The 18,368-nt window shown below is 39.0% G+C and carries 14 protein-coding genes and 1 pseudogene; 14 read left to right on the forward strand and 1 reads right to left on the reverse strand.

The window, feature by feature from the left end; genetic code table 11:
- The 3 genes and pseudogenes from ACTHN6_RS04305 to ACTHN6_RS04315 form a co-directional block, all read left to right on the forward strand.
- Nucleotides 1–226 (forward strand): annotated as a pseudogene (locus ACTHN6_RS04305) (beta-ketoacyl-[acyl-carrier-protein] synthase family protein); the annotation flags it as partial.
- An 18-nt stretch (nt 227–244) separates the two neighbouring features.
- Entirely contained in the window at nt 245–499 is a 255-nt protein-coding gene (locus tag ACTHN6_RS04310; protein WP_218148574.1) for a phosphopantetheine-binding protein, read from the forward strand.
- Nucleotides 499–1,380, forward strand: coding sequence for an LpxL/LpxP family acyltransferase (locus ACTHN6_RS04315; protein ID WP_440434488.1), 882 nt, complete (start codon nt 499–501; stop codon nt 1,378–1,380). The genes ACTHN6_RS04310 and ACTHN6_RS04315 overlap by 1 nt, the downstream gene beginning before the upstream one ends.
- A gap of 3 nt (nt 1,381–1,383) precedes the next feature.
- Here the strand turns inward: ACTHN6_RS04315 and ACTHN6_RS04320 are convergent, their stop codons facing one another.
- Nucleotides 1,384–2,061: an SIR2 family NAD-dependent protein deacylase gene (locus ACTHN6_RS04320; RefSeq protein ID WP_440434489.1), complete on the reverse strand. Its 678-nt coding sequence runs from the start codon at nt 2,059–2,061 to the stop codon at nt 1,384–1,386.
- A gap of 216 nt (nt 2,062–2,277) precedes the next feature.
- On the opposite strand from ACTHN6_RS04320, the gene ACTHN6_RS04325 reads away from it, so the two are divergent.
- The 11 genes from ACTHN6_RS04325 (at nt 2,278) to ACTHN6_RS04375 (ending at nt 18,364) form a co-directional block, all read left to right on the forward strand.
- Nucleotides 2,278–3,657: an alpha-L-fucosidase gene (locus tag ACTHN6_RS04325; RefSeq protein WP_440434490.1), complete on the forward strand. Its 1,380-nt coding sequence runs from the start codon at nt 2,278–2,280 to the stop codon at nt 3,655–3,657.
- A 105-nt stretch (nt 3,658–3,762) separates the two neighbouring features.
- The gene (bshB1, locus tag ACTHN6_RS04330) at nt 3,763–4,491 is read left to right on the forward strand and encodes a bacillithiol biosynthesis deacetylase BshB1 (RefSeq protein ID WP_440434491.1); all 729 of its coding nucleotides are present in this window, start codon (nt 3,763–3,765) and stop codon (nt 4,489–4,491) included.
- Nucleotides 4,492–4,594: 103 nt separating this feature from the next.
- On the forward strand, nt 4,595–5,320 hold the full coding sequence (locus ACTHN6_RS04335; protein ID WP_440434492.1) for a hypothetical protein: 726 nt from the start codon (nt 4,595–4,597) through the stop codon (nt 5,318–5,320).
- Nucleotides 5,321–5,530: 210 nt separating this feature from the next.
- Entirely contained in the window at nt 5,531–7,348 is a 1,818-nt protein-coding gene (locus ACTHN6_RS04340) for a glycoside hydrolase family 35 protein (RefSeq protein ID WP_440434493.1), read from the forward strand.
- Between the two features lie 106 nt (nt 7,349–7,454).
- A complete protein-coding gene (locus ACTHN6_RS04345) occupies nt 7,455–8,801 on the forward strand; it encodes a Gfo/Idh/MocA family protein (protein WP_440434494.1) in 1,347 nt (448 codons plus the stop codon).
- Nucleotides 8,802–9,098: 297 nt separating this feature from the next.
- Nucleotides 9,099–9,509: a cytochrome c maturation protein CcmE domain-containing protein gene (locus ACTHN6_RS04350; RefSeq protein ID WP_440434495.1), complete on the forward strand. Its 411-nt coding sequence runs from the start codon at nt 9,099–9,101 to the stop codon at nt 9,507–9,509.
- 85 nt (nt 9,510–9,594) lie between these two features.
- Nucleotides 9,595–12,033 carry a cytochrome c biogenesis protein CcsA gene (gene ccsA / locus ACTHN6_RS04355; RefSeq protein ID WP_440434496.1) on the forward strand — a complete coding sequence of 813 codons (2,439 nt, stop codon included), beginning with the start codon at nt 9,595–9,597 and terminating at the stop codon, nt 12,031–12,033.
- Between the two features lie 576 nt (nt 12,034–12,609).
- Nucleotides 12,610–13,431, forward strand: coding sequence for a polysaccharide biosynthesis/export family protein (locus ACTHN6_RS04360; RefSeq protein WP_440434497.1), 822 nt, complete (start codon nt 12,610–12,612; stop codon nt 13,429–13,431).
- Between the two features lie 18 nt (nt 13,432–13,449).
- Nucleotides 13,450–15,831 carry a GumC family protein gene (locus tag ACTHN6_RS04365; RefSeq protein ID WP_440434498.1) on the forward strand — a complete coding sequence of 794 codons (2,382 nt, stop codon included), beginning with the start codon at nt 13,450–13,452 and terminating at the stop codon, nt 15,829–15,831.
- Between the two features lie 8 nt (nt 15,832–15,839).
- Nucleotides 15,840–17,084: an oligosaccharide flippase family protein gene (locus tag ACTHN6_RS04370; protein WP_440434499.1), complete on the forward strand. Its 1,245-nt coding sequence runs from the start codon at nt 15,840–15,842 to the stop codon at nt 17,082–17,084.
- Nucleotides 17,085–17,197: 113 nt separating this feature from the next.
- Entirely contained in the window at nt 17,198–18,364 is a 1,167-nt protein-coding gene (locus tag ACTHN6_RS04375) for a hypothetical protein (protein WP_440434500.1), read from the forward strand.
- The last annotated feature ends 4 nt before the right edge of the window (nt 18,365–18,368 follow it).

An 18,368-nucleotide genomic window follows, 5' to 3' on the forward strand; every position in this document is an offset into this window, starting at 1 on the left:
GACCGGGCACGAGTGCTGGATGGCTGGCGCCAGCGAAATTGTGTACTCCATGCTCATGATGCAAAATAATTTTATAGCACCCAATATTAATTTTGAAAATCCTGATGAAGATTCGGCTAAATTGAATCTTGTAAAAAATACGCTGGAAAAAAATATAAATGTATTTTTGAGCAATTCCTTTGGGTTTGGAGGAACGAATTCATCAATTATTGTATTAAAACACTGAACCTTAACTGCCATGAATATGAATGGAGAAATAGTAGCGAAAATCAACAGTTTTCTTGCTGAAGAGTTTGAAGTGGAACCGGAGAAAATTGTTGCTGAGGGCAATTTAAAAGAAACACTCGATTTAGATAGCCTTGATTATATAGATCTTGTTGTTGTAATTGAAAACAATTTTCATTTTAAGGTTAAGCCGGGCGATTTCCTGCACATTCATACCTTCAGCGATTTTTATGATTATATAATTTCGCGGGTAAATTCAAAACAGCTTGTATAATGCCATCGTGGCAAGGCAAGAGTAAGGGCACCACTTTCGGATACAGCATTTTTGTAGCGGTCATCAAAAAATTTGGCGTAAGGCCTGCTTATGCATTGCTTGCAATCGTGGCGTTTTATTATTTTCTCTTCTCCTTTAAAACATCCAAAATTATTTACGGTTTTTACCGGGAGCGGCTGCATTACGGGCGCTTTTCATCCCTGCTTAAATTATATAGAAACTATTACCGCCTTGGGCAAACGCTGATTGATAAAATAGCCATCATGTCGGGCGCAGCCGTAAACTTTACTTTTAATTTTGACGGGGAAGAAAACCTGCGGCAAATATCAGCCTTACAAAAAGGCGGGCTTCTGTTAAGCGCCCATATTGGTAACTGGGAAATTGCCGGTTATTTATTAAAACGGTTGAACACCCGTATTAATATTGTAATGTTTGATGGTGAACATCAGAAAATAAAGGAATATCTCAAAAGCGTTACCGGCGAAACAACGGCTAAGATCATTGTTATAAAAAACGATCTCTCTCACATTTTTGAAATAAATGAAGCGCTTAAAAACAATGAACTGGTTTGCATGCACGCAGACCGTTTTGTGGAAGGCAACAAAACCGTTGAAGCTAATTTTTTAGGCAGCCCTGCTAAATTCCCGCTTGGCCCTTTTTTACTGGCGGCAAAATTTAAAGTGCCGGTAGCCTTTGTATTCGCATTAAAAGAAACAACGTTCCATTATCATTTTTTTTCAACCGAAGCCAAAGATTATTCAATGCATGAGAAAGACGAATCTGTAGCGCAAATGCTGAAAGGCTTTGCCAAGGCCATGGAAGAAAAAGTAAAAACTTATCCGGAGCAATGGTTTAATTATTATGATTTCTGGAAGCAATAACGCTTATATTAATAACCGCATCAACTCTGTAATGCCCTCTGTTGCAGGTTTTTCAATTACCGTAAGATTATATAAAGAAGCGTAAGGAATGTTTTTGTCAACTATAAACTTAGGTATAGCGCGTGGTGCATAGTTAATTAAACCAGCCGCAGGATAAACTACCAGCGAGGTGCCTATCACCGCAAAAATATCAGCTGTTGAAGCAACTTCAGCAGCACGTTCAATCATGGGTACCGGCTCTTCAAACCAAACAATATGCGGGCGCAACTGCGCACCATCTTCCGCTATATCACCCAATAAAATATCTTCCCTTATTTCATACACCAATGCTTCATCAAGTTCACTGCGCATTTTAAAAATTTCGCCATGCAGGTGCAAAACATTGGCGCTGCCGGCACGTTCATGCAGGTCATCAATATTTTGTGTTATGATATGTACATTAAAATCCTTTTCCAGTTCTGCCAAACCAAAATGCGCAGCATTAGGCTTAACCCCTAAAACATCGCGTCGGCGCATGTTATAAAAATCAAGCACTAATTGCTTATTCTTTTTCCAGGCACGAGGTGTTGCCACATCTTCTATATTATAACCATTCCATAAACCATCGCTGTCGCGGAAAGTTTTTAAACCGCTTTCCGCACTGATGCCGGCACCGGTGAGCACCACTAAATTTTTCTTCATAGTAATCAATCAAAGTTAAACAATCGCTTGGCCTGATGCTCCTGGCAATTTAAGGTTGCTGCATGGCTAAATGGAAAGAATAATTAGTGAATAAACAGCTTTTATTATTTTTAACGCAACTATATTATAACAATGAGCCGAGCATGATTATTTTCTCCCGCAAGGGAATGTATATAGCGAGGTTCCATGAGGCCATTAAAAATCAAACTTGCACGAATGAAAAAATGTTTGCTGCCCCTGCTGATCGTTTGCTTCACCGCACAGTTCTCTTTTTCCCAGGACAAAAAAATATTCAATGAAACGCCTGCACAAAAAGCTGAACGCCTGAAATGGTGGACAGATGCACGCTTCGGCATGTTCATTCATTGGGGATTATATGCCTTGCCTGCCCGCCATGAATGGGTGAAAAGCCATGAAAAGATTACCGATGCGGCTTATCAAAAATATTTTGACAATTTTAATCCCGATGAATTCGATCCAAAAAAATGGGCGAAGGAAGCAAAAGCTGCAGGCATGAAATATGCCGTGCTTACCACAAAACATCACGAAGGGTTTTGCCTGTTCGATTCAAAATACACAGATTATAAAGCAACCAATACAAAAGCGCACCGCGACCTCGTAAAAGAATTTGTGGAGGCTTTTCGTGCGGAGGGAATTAAAATCGGCTTTTACTATTCTTTGCTGGATTGGCATCATCCCGATTATACAATAGATGATGTGCACCCCCAACGCCCGCCGGATAGTTTAAAAGGCCAACAAAAAGATGATGCTTATGCTAAATTGAACAAGGGCCGCGACATGAATAAATACAGGCAGTATCTCAAAGACCAGATTACAGAACTGCTGACCAATTACGGCAAAATAGATATTCTCTGGCTCGACTGGACGTGGGGCCGCGATGATAAATACGGCAAACATTCTGAAGACTGGGATGCCGTTAATTTAATAAAACTGGTAAGAAAGTTACAGCCCGGCATCATTGTGAACAACCGCCTCGGGCTTGAAAATGACGGCTATGCTGATGGCGGCGATTTTGTAACACCGGAACAGGTGAAGCCAAAGGAATTGCTGCAATACAAAGGAAGATATTGGGAAACCTGCCAAACGTTTTCCGGCTCCTGGGGATACTACCGCGATGAAAATACCTGGAAGAACCAGGAACAGCTACTGGACCTCCTGATCACCTCCACGGCCAATGGCGGCAATCTTATTTTGAATGTAGGCCCAACGGCAAGAGGCGAATTTGATTTCCGTGCCACCAGGGCTTTAGACAGTTTGGCTTATTGGATGCATGAAAACAGCCAGGCCATTTATAACTGCACTTATCCTCCGGATGCATATAATCTGCCTGATTCTTCACAAAGGCTCACTTACAATCCTGCAACAAAAAGGTTATACCTGCACTTTTTGAATTATCCAGCAGATGGCAAATATGTGCTTCCCAACTACCACGGCAAAATCACGTATGCGCAGTTTTTGAATGATGATTCTGAGGTGCCATTTACAGTATCCGACAATGGTTCGGATTTAATATTAAAGCTTCCGGAAACAAAACCACCGTATGAAGTGCCCGTTGTGGAATTGATATTAAAATAAGCTTTGCTTTTTCTCATTTATTTTTGATGGGATGAAACGCCCATCTAAAAATCTTGTATAACATATTGGGCGTTATGGCAGGTTATAAAAATATAAAGCACATTGATGAAAACAGATATACTAGCATTTGGCGTACATCCCGATGATGTGGAATTAGGTTGCTCCGGCACATTGATAACGGCCGTGGCACAGGGAAAGAAAGTAGCAGTGATTGATCTTACCCGCGGTGAATTAGGCACCCGCGGCACTGCTGAAACCCGTCATGTTGAAGCCGCCAAAGCCGCTGGAGTAATGGGCATTCACGCAAGAGAAAACCTGGCAATGGCCGATGGTTTTTTTCAGAAAGATGAAGAAAATACCAGGAAAGTAATTGTTGCGATAAGAAAATATCAGCCGGAAATTGTTTTATGCAATGCACCCGAGGACAGGCATCCCGATCACGGCAGGAGTTCGGAACTCGTGGCCGATGCTGCTTTTCTCTCCGGCCTGCGGAAAATTAAAACAGAATATGAAGGCAAAGAACAGGAACACTGGCGGCCATCATACGTTTTTCATTACATACAGGACCGTTATTTAAAACCTGATTTTTTGTTTGATATTTCTGATGCTTACGAACAAAAAATAAAGGCCGTATTATGCTACACCACGCAGTTTAATACAACGGATACCAGCGAACCAGAAACCTATATTTCCAATCCTGATTTTTTAGATGTTATAAAAGCCCGTGCGCTGATGTTTGGCAAACGCATAGGCGTAAAATATGCCGAAGGATATTTAACTACAAAAATGATAGGCGTAAAAAGTTTTGATGCATTTATACAGCAGGTAACGTAAGAAGCTGTTTAAATAGCAACAGCGGTCTGACCAAAACAAAATACTAAACAGCTTATGGTTAAAATCCTCGGGATTAACAACATGTAACCGGATGAATAACAACATGAAATACGTACGTTACTTTATCATTATGTATGTATTGACTTTTCTATTACAAAGTTGCGGCTTTAGTGATTGGGAAGTTACAGAATTGTATGCTCAAAAAATTGAGGGTACTCCAAAAGTATTATATAAATATGATGCTTGGGGAGGGCTAGATGCGAATGCATCCGGTTATGTTATTCTTGATTCATCCGAAACGTTTAAAGTAAAAATACGTAATGATTTGCCATTTATGTATCTACAGGAAATTCCTGACAAAACAATCATCAAAGGCGTAAGTCATATTTGTGATAGTAGTTGTGGTGAAAATTATAATAAAGTAACTCCCATTTTTGTACCCGTCAAAAAAGAAAAGACTGAAAGCCAGAATATTAAAATTGTAAACAATATCTATCAGTATAAAGGATTTTCTGAAAGAACTAAGCTGTTAGAAACATTGCAATTTCAAAAGTTTAGAGAAACGAGAGACAGTCTATTTTTTTACAATTTAGATGATGTTGAAAGTGTAAATGGTAAACATCTTGATAGCTTGAAATTTAAAAAAACGGATATCACAATTAGGCAAACAAAGGCTCAGAAAATAAGTAATATAACAGTTGAAGATTTGGTGGTTAATCAAAATTCCAACGAGATTATTTTATGTCAGACCTATTTTTTAACACCTAAAGAAGAACTTAATTCTACGTTGTTTTCTGATTATGGAATCTTCAAGGAAGTAATTAAATAAAGCTATTATTAGAGGAGGATCATTAAGATTACTTACACGATAGGGAATAAGTTTCAGATGGTTTATGGTTTAATAAGGCATGATTTAAGATAACTCATAACTTTTTGCGCAAACGTTTGAAATGCATATCTACATTATTGTGTATTAAATTTGGTAAATGCTCAACGATGCCTGCAAAGCTTGATTGCACATCTTTATTTTTCAAAACCAATGCAGAAAAAAAATTTGTTCAAAGCCGTTTATCTGATTATTGCCATTCTTATTTCGTTTTCCGCAGCAGCGCAGCAGAAGCATGTATTCAGTCTTGGCAAAAACGATTTCCTGCTCGATGGCAAACCGCTGCAGATAATAAGCGGTGAAATGCACCCGGCGCGTATTCCGTATGAATACTGGCGCCAGCGCATACAAATGGCCAAAGCCATGGGCTGCAATACCATTGCAGCGTATGTTTTCTGGAATTACCAGCAACAACCCAATGGCAGTTTCGATTTTAAAACCAGTAATCATAATATAAAAGAATTTATAAAAATCTGCCAGGAAGAAGGCATGTGGGTATTGCTTCGCCCAGGCCCTTATGTTTGTGCCGAATGGGATTTTGGCGGCCTGCCCACCGCTCTTTTAAAAATACCTGATATAAAAATCCGCTGCCTCGATCCGCGCTATATGGAAGCCGTAACCAAATATGTAAAGGCATTGGCCGGAGAAGTAAAATCTTTGCAATGCACCAGCGGCGGCCCTGTTTTAATGGTGCAGGTAGAAAATGAATATGGCAGTTATGGCAACGATAAGGCATACCTTGAAGCATTGAGAAAATTATGGATAGATAACGGCATCAATGTTCCATTTTATACATCCGATGGGCCAACGCCTTACATGCTGGAAGCGGGTAATATTTTGGGCGCAGCCATTGGCCTCGACAGCGGCGGTAGCGATGCTGATTTTAATGAAGCTAAAAAACATAACCCTGATGTGCCGGTATTCAGCAGTGAAACCTATCCCGGCTGGCTTACGCACTGGAAAGAAAAATGGGCCCGCGTGGATTCTGCTTCTATCGTAAAGGAGGTAAAATGGCTGCTCGATAATAAAAAATCTTTCAATTTATATGTGATACATGGTGGTACCAATTTTGGTTTTACCGCCGGCGCCAATGCCTTCAGCCCAACGGCGTACCAGCCCGATATTACAAGCTACGATTATGATGCGCCAATAAACGAACAAGGCCAGGCAACGCCCAAATATTATGCATTGCGCAACCTTATCAGCCAATATGTAAGCTATAAAATTCCACCGGTGCCGGCAGCCATTCCCGCTATTGAAATACCGGCAATAAAGATGGAAAAGTTTGCCAGCCTCTGGAATATGCTGCCATCGCCCATACAATCGCCGCAGCCAAAACCTTTTGAAGATTTTGATCAGAACCAGGGCTGCATGTTATACCGAACCACCTTAACCGGCCACAAAAGCGGTACGCTTACCATTACCGAACCGCATGATTATGCATTGGTATTTTTAGATGGAAAATTTATTGATACCATTTTTCGCGATGGCGGCAAATGGAGTGTAAAGCTTCCGAAAACGGAGAGCAAAAACCCGGTGCTTGATATATTAATGGAAGGGATGGGCCACATCAATTTTGCGCAATACATGATAGATCGCAAAGGCATTACCGACCGCGTTACTTTAAACGGTATGACGCTGATGAACTGGCAGATATACCCTTTGCCGCTGGATGATAAATTCATTGCATCCATTAAACAAACAGCTTTTAACGGCCCGGAAAAAGGCTTGTTCTTTAAAGGCAAATTCAATTTAAGCTCAACCGGCGATACGTATTTTGATATGAGCCATTACACAAAGGGCAATGTGTATGTAAATGGTCATAATTTAGGGAGATATTGGAACGTTGGCCCGCAGCACAGTTTATATTGCCCTGCCTCGTGGCTGAAGAAAGGCGGGAATGAAATTGTGGTGTTTGATTTATTGCAGGAAGAAGCAGCGGATGTGAGCGGGATAAAGACGTTGAATTAGGAAATGCGGTCAGGCGCTTCAAAAGCGTCAGGCCGGTAGCAGGTAAAGTAAACCTGTGGCATACACCGGTAACATAACAATCATTTCATGCTATAAAAATTTACAAATGGAAAGAAGAAAATTTATTCAAAACACGGCAATGTCCACAGCAGCTTTTGCCATGGCTTCCAAAACCTCGTTTGCCGCACCGGCAGATGGTAAAGTAAAGATTGGATTAATCGGCACAGGCCTGCGGGGCGAAAGCCATTTATCGCTGTTGCTGAGAAGGGATGATGTGGATGTGGTGGCTATGTGCGATATAGATGCCAAAATGCTCGACCGCGCAAAAAATATTGTAAATAAGAGCAAGAAGAAAATGCCTGAGATATTTACAGGTAATGTATATGCATGGAAAGATATGCTCTCTAAAACCCAGCTTGACGGTGTTATAATTGCCACGCCCTGGGAATGGCATAACCCTATGATGCTGGGCGCCATGGATGCCGGCATAAAATATATAGGCTGCGAAGTGGTGATGGGCATTACGCTGGAAGATCACTGGAACCTGGTGCGGGCTGCCGAAAAGCACAATGCGCATGTAATGATGCTGGAAAATGTTTGTTACCGCCGCGATGTGATGGCAGTGCTGAATATGGTGCGCCAGAATATGTTTGGCGAGCTTATTCATTTGCAGGGCGGTTACCAGCACGACCTGCGCAGTGTGAAACTAAACAATCCAGACGGTGGCGTGGGCGCCGAATTTGGCGAAAAAGGTTTTAGTGAGGCCAAATGGAGAACCAACCACTCTGTTTTCCGCAATGGCGACATGTATCCCACGCATGGCATCGGGCCCATTGCCAATTATATCAATATTAATCATGGCAACCGTTTTCTTTCTTTATGCTCTTATGCCACCAAAACCAGGGGCCTGCATAATTATATTGTAAAAGTGGGCGGCGAAAATCATCCCAATGCCAAAGTGCGTTTTAAACTGGGCGATATTGTTACCACCATGATCCATTGCAACAATGGCGAAACCATTTTATTGCAGCATGATACTAATTTGCCCCGCCCTTATTCCCTCGGCTTCCGCGTGCAGGGCACTGAAGGTTTATGGATGGATGTAAACCACAGCATTTATATACAAGGCAAGTCGAAGGAAGAAGATGTGTGGGATGATGCAAAGGAATGGCTGGATAAATACGATCATCCTTTATGGGTTAAATACAGTAATGATGCGCAGGGCGCCGGTCATGGCGGCATGGACTTTTTTGTGGTGAATGCTTTTATTGAAAGCATTAAACGCAAAGAGCCCACACCCATTGACGTGTACGATTCAGCGGCCTGGAGCGCTATTACGCCGTTAAGCGAGCAATCTATTGAGCTGGGCCAGCAAACAGTGGAGTTTCCCGACTTTACCGGCGGGCAATGGATGTATCGTCAACCGGTTTTTGCGTTGAATAATGATTATTAATATTCAATTATGGTATAAACTTTTTTGTCCGGGCTTTTTATTGTTAGCAAAGGCAGCTGTTCCGGTTTTCCGGGGCAGCTTTTTATTTAATAACGGGTATTTATTGCTTGGGAAATGAATAAAAAGGCGGGAAAACGGGTAAAAGATTGAATTAAAAGAGTAGAATGGCCGGGCGAAGCCAGCAGCCTGTAGACTTAATCAACCCAATCAACTATTCAGCTACATTAAGCATTCCTTTACAATCTTTAAAGCCTTCACATGTAGTTTTAGATTAATTTCGCATCGAATTTTTTTTGCATGAAAAAGACGCACATTATAGCGCTGGTACTTATTGCTGTAGCCATTGCAACGCTTATAAGTTTTATGGGTAATGTTACTACGTATGAAACCATCGCTTCCGCCAAACAGAAACCGGGAAAATTTGTAAACCTCATTGCGAAAATGGATAAAAGCCAGCCGCTGAATTACGATCCCGTAAAAAATCCCAATTACTTAACCTTTACGGCTTTGGATACGTTGGGGCATTCCATACAGGTAGTGTACCATAATTCAAAACCCACCGATATGGAGAAAAGTGAAAGGCTTGTGCTGAAAGGCAAGGTGGAAGACGGTGTTTTTGAATGCAAGGAAATCTTGTTGAAATGCCCTTCAAAATATAAGGATGATGCGGAAAACAATTCAAAGAACGTAAGCGCCTCTGTACAATAAAACTGGCCGGCGAAAAACCTGCTGTTTAATTGAATATTATGCAGGCTTTCCAAATACCCCGGCAATAAAAATGGGGTTTTCATAAATGAAATACAACGGTGAGCACCTTTTTTATGGTGAGTTAGGACATTTTTTAGCAATACTTTCCCTGGTTGCTTCGCTTATTGCCACTATCGCTTATTTTAAAGCTTCGCGAAATAAATTACTGGAAGACCAGCGCGGCTGGATAAAATTTGCCCGCATGGCTTTTGCCGTGGAAACGGTGAGCGTACTTGGCATTTTTGTACTCATGTACCTTATTATTGCTAACCACTACCACGAATATTATTATGCCTGGAACCACTCATCGCGCAGCCTGGAAAAACAATATTTATTTGCCAGCTTCTGGGAAGGGCAGGAAGGCAGTTTTATGCTTTGGAACACCTGGCATTGCCTGCTGGGCTGGATATTGATATGGCGCAGCAAAAAATGGGAAGCCCCGGTAATGACGGTGGTGAGCTTTGCCCAATTTTGCATTGCCACCATGTTGCTGGGTATTTATATAGGCAGCCTGAAAATAGGCAGCAATCCCTTTGCCTTATTAAGACATGAATTGGATGCACCGATGCTTGTAAGCAACCCGGATTACCTGCAGTTTCCAAAGGTTTTTGAAGGTAACGATTTAAATGCCGCCCTGCAGAATTACTGGATGGTGATACACCCGCCCATTCTTTTCCTGGGTTTTGCCTCAACGGTGGTGCCGTTTGCTTATGCAGTGGGAGGATTGATTAAAAACGACCATACCTGGATTAAAGCTGCTATTCCCTGGGCTGCATTTTCCGGCGCGGTACTGGGTACCGGTATCATGATGGGCGCTGCCTGGGCGTATGAAGCATTGAACTTTGGCGGCTACTGGGCCTGGGACCCTGTTGAAAATGCATCGCTGGTGCCCTGGCTGGTTATGATTGCCGGCCTGCACACCAATATTGTGTATAAGAGCAGCGGCTACTCTCTAAAGAGCACTTATATCTTTTATATACTTTCTTTTTCACTGGTTTTATATTCATCGTTTTTAACCAAAAGCGGCATCCTGGGCGATACATCGGTGCACGCATTTACCGAGAAAGATACATCGGCGCAATTAATCAGTTTTGTGCTGGTATGCTTTATTCCTGCAATGGCTTTGTTTTTCTACAGGAGCAAATCTATTCCATCCATTAAAAAGGAAGAAAGCACTTACAGCCGCGAATTCTGGATGTTCATAGGCGCGTTGGTATTGTTTTTAGCAGCCATCATCATCATAGCCAAAACCTCTATACCTGTTTACAATAAAGTGCTTGGAACCAATGTGGCCATGCCGGAAGACACACTGTTTTCTTATAACCAGGTGCAAATATTCATTGCCATAATCCTCGGTATTCTTACGGCAGTAACGCAGTATTTTAAATATAAGAATACGGACAGCAAAACCTTTTATAAGAAGATTCTGCCTCCAACAATTATAGCCCTTGTTACAAGCCTTTGCATAAGCTTTATCGGCAATATTAATTATACCGATAAAGGCGCAGGTTTTATGGTGGCCATTCACGTGGCCATGTTTGCTGCGGTGTATGCGGTGGTAGCCAACGCTGTCTATATATGGGTAGGGCTGAAAGGAAAGATGAAATCAGCAGGCGCTTCTATTGCGCATATAGGTTTTGGGCTGGCGCTTATTGGCATCCTTATTTCTTCTAGCAGGAAAACAGTGCTGAGCCAGAATACCACCGGCATAGCATTGCTGCCAAAATCAAAAGACTATGATCCGCAGGAAAATATTACGCTGTTTAAAGGCGTGAAAACAGACATGGGTAAATATGATGTTACCTATACGCGTGACACGCTGAACACCTCAAACCGTAAACAATATTTTGAGCTGCAGTTTGTGAGCAAAGACGGCAAAGAAAACTTCAGCATATATCCCGACCTGATTAATAACAATAAGGGAATGGAAGGCCGTTCCGCCAATCCTGATAACAAGCATTACTGGAACCGCGACATTTTTGTATATGTATCGGCCGCACAGGATGGGAAACAGGATGATACCAGCCAATACAAAGCCGTGGAAATGCGGCCCGGCGATTCTGCCTTTTATTCAAACGGCATTATTGTAATGAACAGCGTGGTGAAAGAACTGGATTCACTTAAACAAAAACTGCTGCCGGGCGAAGTGGGTATTGGCATGAATATGACTGTAATTTCAAAGGATGGCATGCAGTATAAGGCCATGCCTGAAATTGCTTTAAAAGATAACCAGCTGCGCCAGATTCCCGATACAGTAATTGCACAAAGCCTGGTTATTAAATTCAATAAACTGGCTGACCCTGCTACCGGAAAAATTGAACTGGGCATAAAAGAAGACCAAAGCATACAGGATATTATAACCCTGAAGGTTTATCTCTTTCCTTTTGTTGGGTTGCTATGGATAGGTATTATAATCATGGTAGCCGGTTTTATTATTAGCATTGTGCAAAGGGTAAAAACAGGTTTTAAAACTGTTGCCAGGTAAGCACTTTGCGGCCTTCTTTCAAAAGAACATTAACCAATAATGTTGATGCAACCATATTACTGCATGCGTTGAATGTGCCTCCTTTAATACAAGCTTATTTTTTAAAGAAATTGCTGATAACCATAATTTTTTTTGGTAAACTGTTTTTTTTCAGCAAATTTGGTATGAGAAATCGTTCCTGTGTATTTGTGATTCCAATTTTCGCCTTCATAACGATTGAATTAATTTATGATGCACCACTAACCTTATGGATTGAGGAAGGCGAAGCCCTATTTATTTCTCCCATATATTCTTACCTGGTTTTATAAACTCCTTACTATTTTATGCTAAGCAATCGAATAGGTCAAACATGATCGGCTTAATAGTTACCTGTAACTGTTGAATTACTACATTCAGCATTATGATTTGAAAATGACCCGCAGAGAATAAACAGTTTAAAAGCGGGTGTGGATATCTGAATTGACAAGGTAAAGCCTGTAGTTATTAAATGCTTGCTTTTATCTTAAATCTTACTCTTTCTACTGCGCGTAATAAACGTTGCTGCCGCAAATTATTGACTAGCCTAAAACAATCCATGTGAAAAGAAAATCTACTGGTTCAAACCTTTTTTTATTCGTTGCAATCATTTCACTTATTTCCTGTACCCCCACTAAAAACATTCCCTATTTTGAAGATTTAAGCGATACATCAAAAATATATATACAGGCAATAAAAGAAACGTACGATGTTGTACTTCAGCCTGATGATCTTATCGGTATTTCTGTTTCAAGCAATAATCCGGATGCTACGGCAGTATTTAATATGGGTGGCAGTTTAATTCAGCCGCCGCAGAACATAACCGGGATTCCAACTCAAAGCCCTGCTGCAAACACAACCAGTAACCCGGTAAACAGTTATTTGCTAGACAAACAGGGAATGATTGATTTTCCTGTATTGGGTAAGTTAAGCGTGAAAGGACTTACTGTAACTCAATTTAAAGACAGCTTAAAAATTAAGCTTGATCAGTATCTGCAGGAACCTGTTGTAAACATAAGATTGTTGAATTATAAAATTACGGTTTTGGGAGAAGTTGTACGCCCCGCCACTTATTCTATACCAAGCGAACGCATTACAGTAATAGATGCCATTGGCATGGCCGGCGATCTTACCATTTATGGCAAGCGTGATAATGTGCTGCTTATACGCGAAGAAGCAGGTAAACGAAAATTCATACATCTTAATCTAAACTCCTCTAACATATTTGAATCGCCCTATTATTATCTTAAACAAAATGATATTATATACATTGAACCCGGCAAGGCCAAAGTTGCCGATTTAAATGCCAACACACTCAGAACAGTAACAGTTGTTGCTTCTGTTTTAAGTGTATTGGTGCTGGCCATTGCCAGACTAAAATAACCTTGACACCATTTTAATATGACAGACAACAGCAACGATCGCCAGAATTTATTAGTGCTTGAAATGACTGAACAAAAGTTCAATCTCAAAGAACTATTATTTAAGTATGTGAGACATTGGCCATGGATATTGCTTTCATTTATAATGTGCCTGCTTCTCGCCTTTTTATACCTGCGCTATTCCACATCTTCTTATAAAATAAATTCCAAAATTTTAATAAAAGATGACCAAAGCACAAGTGCTTCTTCTGAAGATATTCTAAGCGATATTGATATATTCAATACAAAAAATAATGTAAACAGTGAAATACAGGTTTTAAAAACACACTATTTATTAAGCAAGGTTGTAAACGAAATGAATTTAAACATACGGTATTTTACAAGTGGAAATATTAAATCAACTGAAATTTACGATAACCGGCCTTTTAAACTAAACCTGTATTATTTAAAAGATAGTATAAGGCCACAGGAATTTGATATAAAGTTTCCTCATAATGAAAATTCATTTACCATTAATAGTGATGAGATTAATGGCAAATTCAAATTTGGTGACACTGTTAAAACTGAAAACGTAAGGTTTAGTTTACAACCTGTTTTCAGCAAAAAGGGCGACTATGCTGTATCGATTAGTACCCCAGCAGCAAAGACTGAGGAGTATTACAATAAACTAACCACTGAAATTCCTGATAAGCAAGCCAATGTTATATTATTAACGCTGGAAGAAACGGTGCCCAAACGAGGTGAAGATATACTTAACAAATTGTATGAAGTATATACAAGAATAAACCAGGAAGACAAAAACACAATTGCCGACAGCACCATTGATTTTATTAATAGCCGTCTTGAAATTGTATCGAATGAATTATCAGGCGTTGAAAAAAATATAGAGCAGTTTAAAACAGCAAATAATGTATACAGCGATCTTGATCAGCAAGGTGCTTTAATTTTAAATAACGTGAATGACCTGCAGAAGCAATTAATACAGCAGCAGGTGCAAATAAGCGTGGTACAATCTATAGAAGATAATATAAAGAATAATCCGGGCAGGGTTGTACCAAACGTACTTGAAATACAAGACCCTACCTATATATCTACAGTAGAAAAATACAATAACCTTGTATTGGAAAGAGACCGGCAACTGCAAACATCCAAGCCGGATAATCCTTTGATAAAAAATTTAAACGTCCAGATTGAAACGGTGCGGGGCGATCTTTTAACCAGCCTTACTAATATTAAACAAAGCATGGTTATTGCGCAGAAGGAACTGGAAAAAAGCAATAGAAATTTATCAGGCCAGATAAAAACGGCACCTGCAAAAGAGCGTGTATATTTAGATATTTCCAGGCAGCAAAATGTAAAGCAACAACTGTATTTATACCTTTTGCAAAAAAGAGAAGAAACGGCAATATCAAAATCTGGCACCTTGTCTAATTCGCGCCTTATTGAGCCTGCAAAAAGCAACCTGCTTCCCTTTACACCCAATAAACAATTAATCTATCTCATAGCCTGCGCGATAGGTTTATTATTGCCTTTATTAATAATATCCTCCCGTGATTTTTTAAACAATAAGATAAGCGATAAAAAGGATATAACCGGTAATACAAAAGTGCCCATTTTAGGAGAGTTAGGACATAATAAAACTGGTGAGACAGTAATAATAAAAGAAGATTCGCGATCTGCATTATCTGAACAGTTCAGGATAATAAGAACCAACCTTCAATTTGTGCTTAAAGGAAATGACAGCCAGGTAATATTGGTTACTTCAAGTATGAGTAGTGAGGGAAAATCTTTCTTCTCTATTAATCTTGCGTCGTCCTTTGCTATATCTGGCAAAAGAGTGGTGCTCATGGAAATGGATTTGAGAAAACCTAAAATTGCCAAAGATTTAAAAATTTCCGGGGAAGATGGATTTACCAATTATATTATTTCCAATCTTCAAAAAGAGCAATTGGCCAAGCCTTCGGCGATACATCCAAACTTTTTTATCATTACTTCCGGCACTATTCCACCTAATCCTGCTGAATTATTATTGCATGATAAGGTAGATGAACTTTTTCGTTATCTTAAAACGCAGTTTGATTATATAATTATTGATACACCACCTGTGGCAATAGTTACCGATGCCATATTATTGGCCAAGTATGCAGATGGGGGTATTTACATTGTTCGCGAAAATTATACTTTAAAACAGCAGATAGATATTATAAACGATCTTTCTGTGCATTCAAAAATCCCTAATTTATCAATACTGCTAAATGATATAAAGCCTAAAAGAGCTTATCGTTATGGATATGGCTATCATTATGGCTATGCTTACTCAGGTTATTACACTGATGGAGAAGAAAAAAGGCACATGTTTGGCAAAGCCAAAAAAAGAAATAGCAACAAGGTTAATTCTTAACAGTCCAAATGCAGCATTTAAGTTTTAAAAAAAATTTTTCATGGGCATTGTTAGGCCAGTTAGCCACTGTTTCAACTCAATTTTTAATTATTACAACTATAGCGCGTATTGGCACTGTTACTGATGTTGGCCTTTACGGTTTAACTTCTGCACTTGTAAGTCCCATACAGCTATTTTTTTTAATGGATATTGGAAAATTAATTATAGTAGAAAAGGATTTTGAAACAAACCTTAAGCATTATCATGCTGCTTTTATAATAAACTGCCTGTTAATGCCAATAATATCAGGTGCTATCATATTAATAATTTATTATGATATTGCTACTCTCTTAAGTGCATTCAGTATTGCCGTTTATTGGTCATTAACCAATTACAGAGAATATTATTACAGTATCTATCAGCGTTTTCAGCGTTTGGATTTCCAGGGTAAATCTTCAGTAGTATATGCTGTTGTAAGCATAGCAGTTTTTACAATAATGTTTTACGTAACAAAAGTTATATATATAGCATTCTTTGCGTTAAGTATTGCTTACGGCGCAGTATTGCTGTTATACGAAAATAGAAAGGTAAAAAAACTCTGCAGCACTAAAATGACACTACAGTTTAGCTGGTCAGGGCAGAAAGCAATTTTTTCAAAAGGGATTTCACTTGGCACTACTGCTTTTTTCACTTCTTTCAAAGCAAATGTTCCGCGATATATAATTGAGTATATTTTAAAGAACAGAGAGCTGCTTGGATTTTATACTTTATGTGCTCAATGTGTTTTGGTTATAGGTACAATTAACTTAACTGCAGCAAAAAGTATTATGGGTAAATTTTCTGCTGTTTTCTACTCGGAGAGAAAAAAATTTAATACTTTATTGATAAATGCATGCCTTGCCAGTTTTATAAGTGGTGTTGTTGTATGGCTGCTTTGCCTGGCATTTGGCAAGATGGCTCTAAACATTCTTTTTGGCAAACAATATATACAGGCCAGCTTTATTCTTTCATGGCTTATGTTTTCAAGAATTTTTGTTATGCCATCAACTTATTTAAGAATTACGCAGATTCTCCTTTCGCAGATTCACAGCCAGTTGGCCATCATGTTTAGTAGTATTGCTGTAATAGGGCTATGTTATTTTTGTTTTTTTTCTCCTTTCAAAATCGATGGCTTGTTATATGCAGTTGTAATCAGCGATTTTTTTGTTTTGATACTAACGGCAATGATGGTTTATCTGGGTATAAAAAAGCCTGGTGCATTTGCCGTAATATAAGGGTTGTGGTGCTGGCTGGCAAGGCGCAAGCAATATCAGTCTTATTAACAAGTGTATAAACAAATCTCCGTACAGCAGAAAATGTTGAGTATTACAACTGCTAAATTTTAATTATGGGCGTTTACGATATATTGGTTACGGTGCTGTATTTTATTGTATTTCCCATTTATTTAAGATCGAAATATCCTTTAGTAATTGTATTACTTTTTTTTTATCATACCATATTTGTACTAACATATTGGAACAACCTAAAAGATTGCGGCGCTGATGCCTGCGTGTACTGGTTTATTACACGGTTTAACCTGACTTCTTCAGACACCTGGTTTAGCTATTTTGGATTATCAACTAACTTTATGTTGTTCATTGATTACCCCCTTGTAAAATTTTTGAAATTAGATTTTTTGTCAGGCTTTTTATTGTATGGCCTGGTTGGCTTTTGCGGTATCCTGAACTTATATAAAATACTTAAACATTACGACTATGGTAAAATAAATATTAAAGGCATTTCATTATGCATTATAATATTATTTTTTCCAAACATGCATTATTGGACCTGTGCTATTGGTAAAGATGCCTTATCGTTTTTCAGTATTTCTACCATTTTTTTATTTCTCGTAAAAAACAAAAAGATAGGAATTGAATTCTTTCTGATTTCCGCATTTTTGTTTTTAGTCAGGCCGCACGTTGCTGTTTTTCTATTATCTGCTATAGGCATTGTCTTTGTCTTAAATAATAAAAAGCTTTCAGTTAGCAAGCGGGTATTGCTGGGCGCAGTGGGTATAATAATAATACCGCTAATGGTATCAGCTACACTTTCATTTGTTGGCTTAAATGCAGATATGGATGAAATAACTGAAAATTTTCAGACTACCAGTTTCAAACTTGCCGCAAAAGCTGCATCGGCAATACCTATGAACGAATATAGTTTGCCCCTGAAGATTTTTACTTTTTTGTTCCGCCCGTTTATATTCGATATCAACAATGTTCAAACATTTATTTTAGTCGTTGAAAATACACTGGCATTGATATTATTTATATGGGCATTTAAACTAAGGCTGAAGTGGAAGATAAAATTACCTTATCAAATTCAGGCTATTTTACTTTTTTCGTTAATAGCAACTTTTTTTTACTCTTACAGAGATACTAACCTTGGCATTATTATAAGAATGAAAAACCAGTTATTCCCCTTTTTACTGGTTTTTCCATTCTACATTATTTCCTATTCAACTTTGGGAACACTTATAAAGTCAGGTAATAATAAATTAATTTATAAAAATTAAATTT

Source organism: Parafilimonas sp. (assembly GCF_051953455.1).
Lineage (GTDB): Bacteria > Bacteroidota > Bacteroidia > Chitinophagales > Chitinophagaceae > Parafilimonas.

Excerpts from the sequence above, each read along its gene's own strand:
- ACTHN6_RS04375 (WP_440434500.1), top strand. The coding sequence starts at position 17,198 with ATGGGCGTTTACGATATATTGGTTACGGTGCTGTATTTTATTGTATTT.
- ACTHN6_RS04370 (WP_440434499.1), top strand. The coding sequence starts at position 15,840 with ATGCAGCATTTAAGTTTTAAAAAAAATTTTTCATGGGCATTGTTAGGC.
- ACTHN6_RS04350 (WP_440434495.1), top strand. The coding sequence starts at position 9,099 with ATGAAAAAGACGCACATTATAGCGCTGGTACTTATTGCTGTAGCCATT.
- ccsA (WP_440434496.1), top strand. The coding sequence starts at position 9,595 with ATGAAATACAACGGTGAGCACCTTTTTTATGGTGAGTTAGGACATTTT.
- ACTHN6_RS04365 (WP_440434498.1), top strand. The coding sequence starts at position 13,450 with ATGACAGACAACAGCAACGATCGCCAGAATTTATTAGTGCTTGAAATG.
- ACTHN6_RS04340 (WP_440434493.1), top strand. The coding sequence starts at position 5,531 with ATGCAGAAAAAAAATTTGTTCAAAGCCGTTTATCTGATTATTGCCATT.
- ACTHN6_RS04310 (WP_218148574.1), top strand. The coding sequence starts at position 245 with ATGAATGGAGAAATAGTAGCGAAAATCAACAGTTTTCTTGCTGAAGAG.
- ACTHN6_RS04345 (WP_440434494.1), top strand. The coding sequence starts at position 7,455 with ATGGAAAGAAGAAAATTTATTCAAAACACGGCAATGTCCACAGCAGCT.
- ACTHN6_RS04320 (WP_440434489.1), bottom strand. The coding sequence starts at position 2,061 with ATGAAGAAAAATTTAGTGGTGCTCACCGGTGCCGGCATCAGTGCGGAA.
- ACTHN6_RS04315 (WP_440434488.1), top strand. The coding sequence starts at position 499 with ATGCCATCGTGGCAAGGCAAGAGTAAGGGCACCACTTTCGGATACAGC.
- ACTHN6_RS04325 (WP_440434490.1), top strand. The coding sequence starts at position 2,278 with ATGAAAAAATGTTTGCTGCCCCTGCTGATCGTTTGCTTCACCGCACAG.
- bshB1 (WP_440434491.1), top strand. The coding sequence starts at position 3,763 with ATGAAAACAGATATACTAGCATTTGGCGTACATCCCGATGATGTGGAA.
- ACTHN6_RS04335 (WP_440434492.1), top strand. The coding sequence starts at position 4,595 with ATGAAATACGTACGTTACTTTATCATTATGTATGTATTGACTTTTCTA.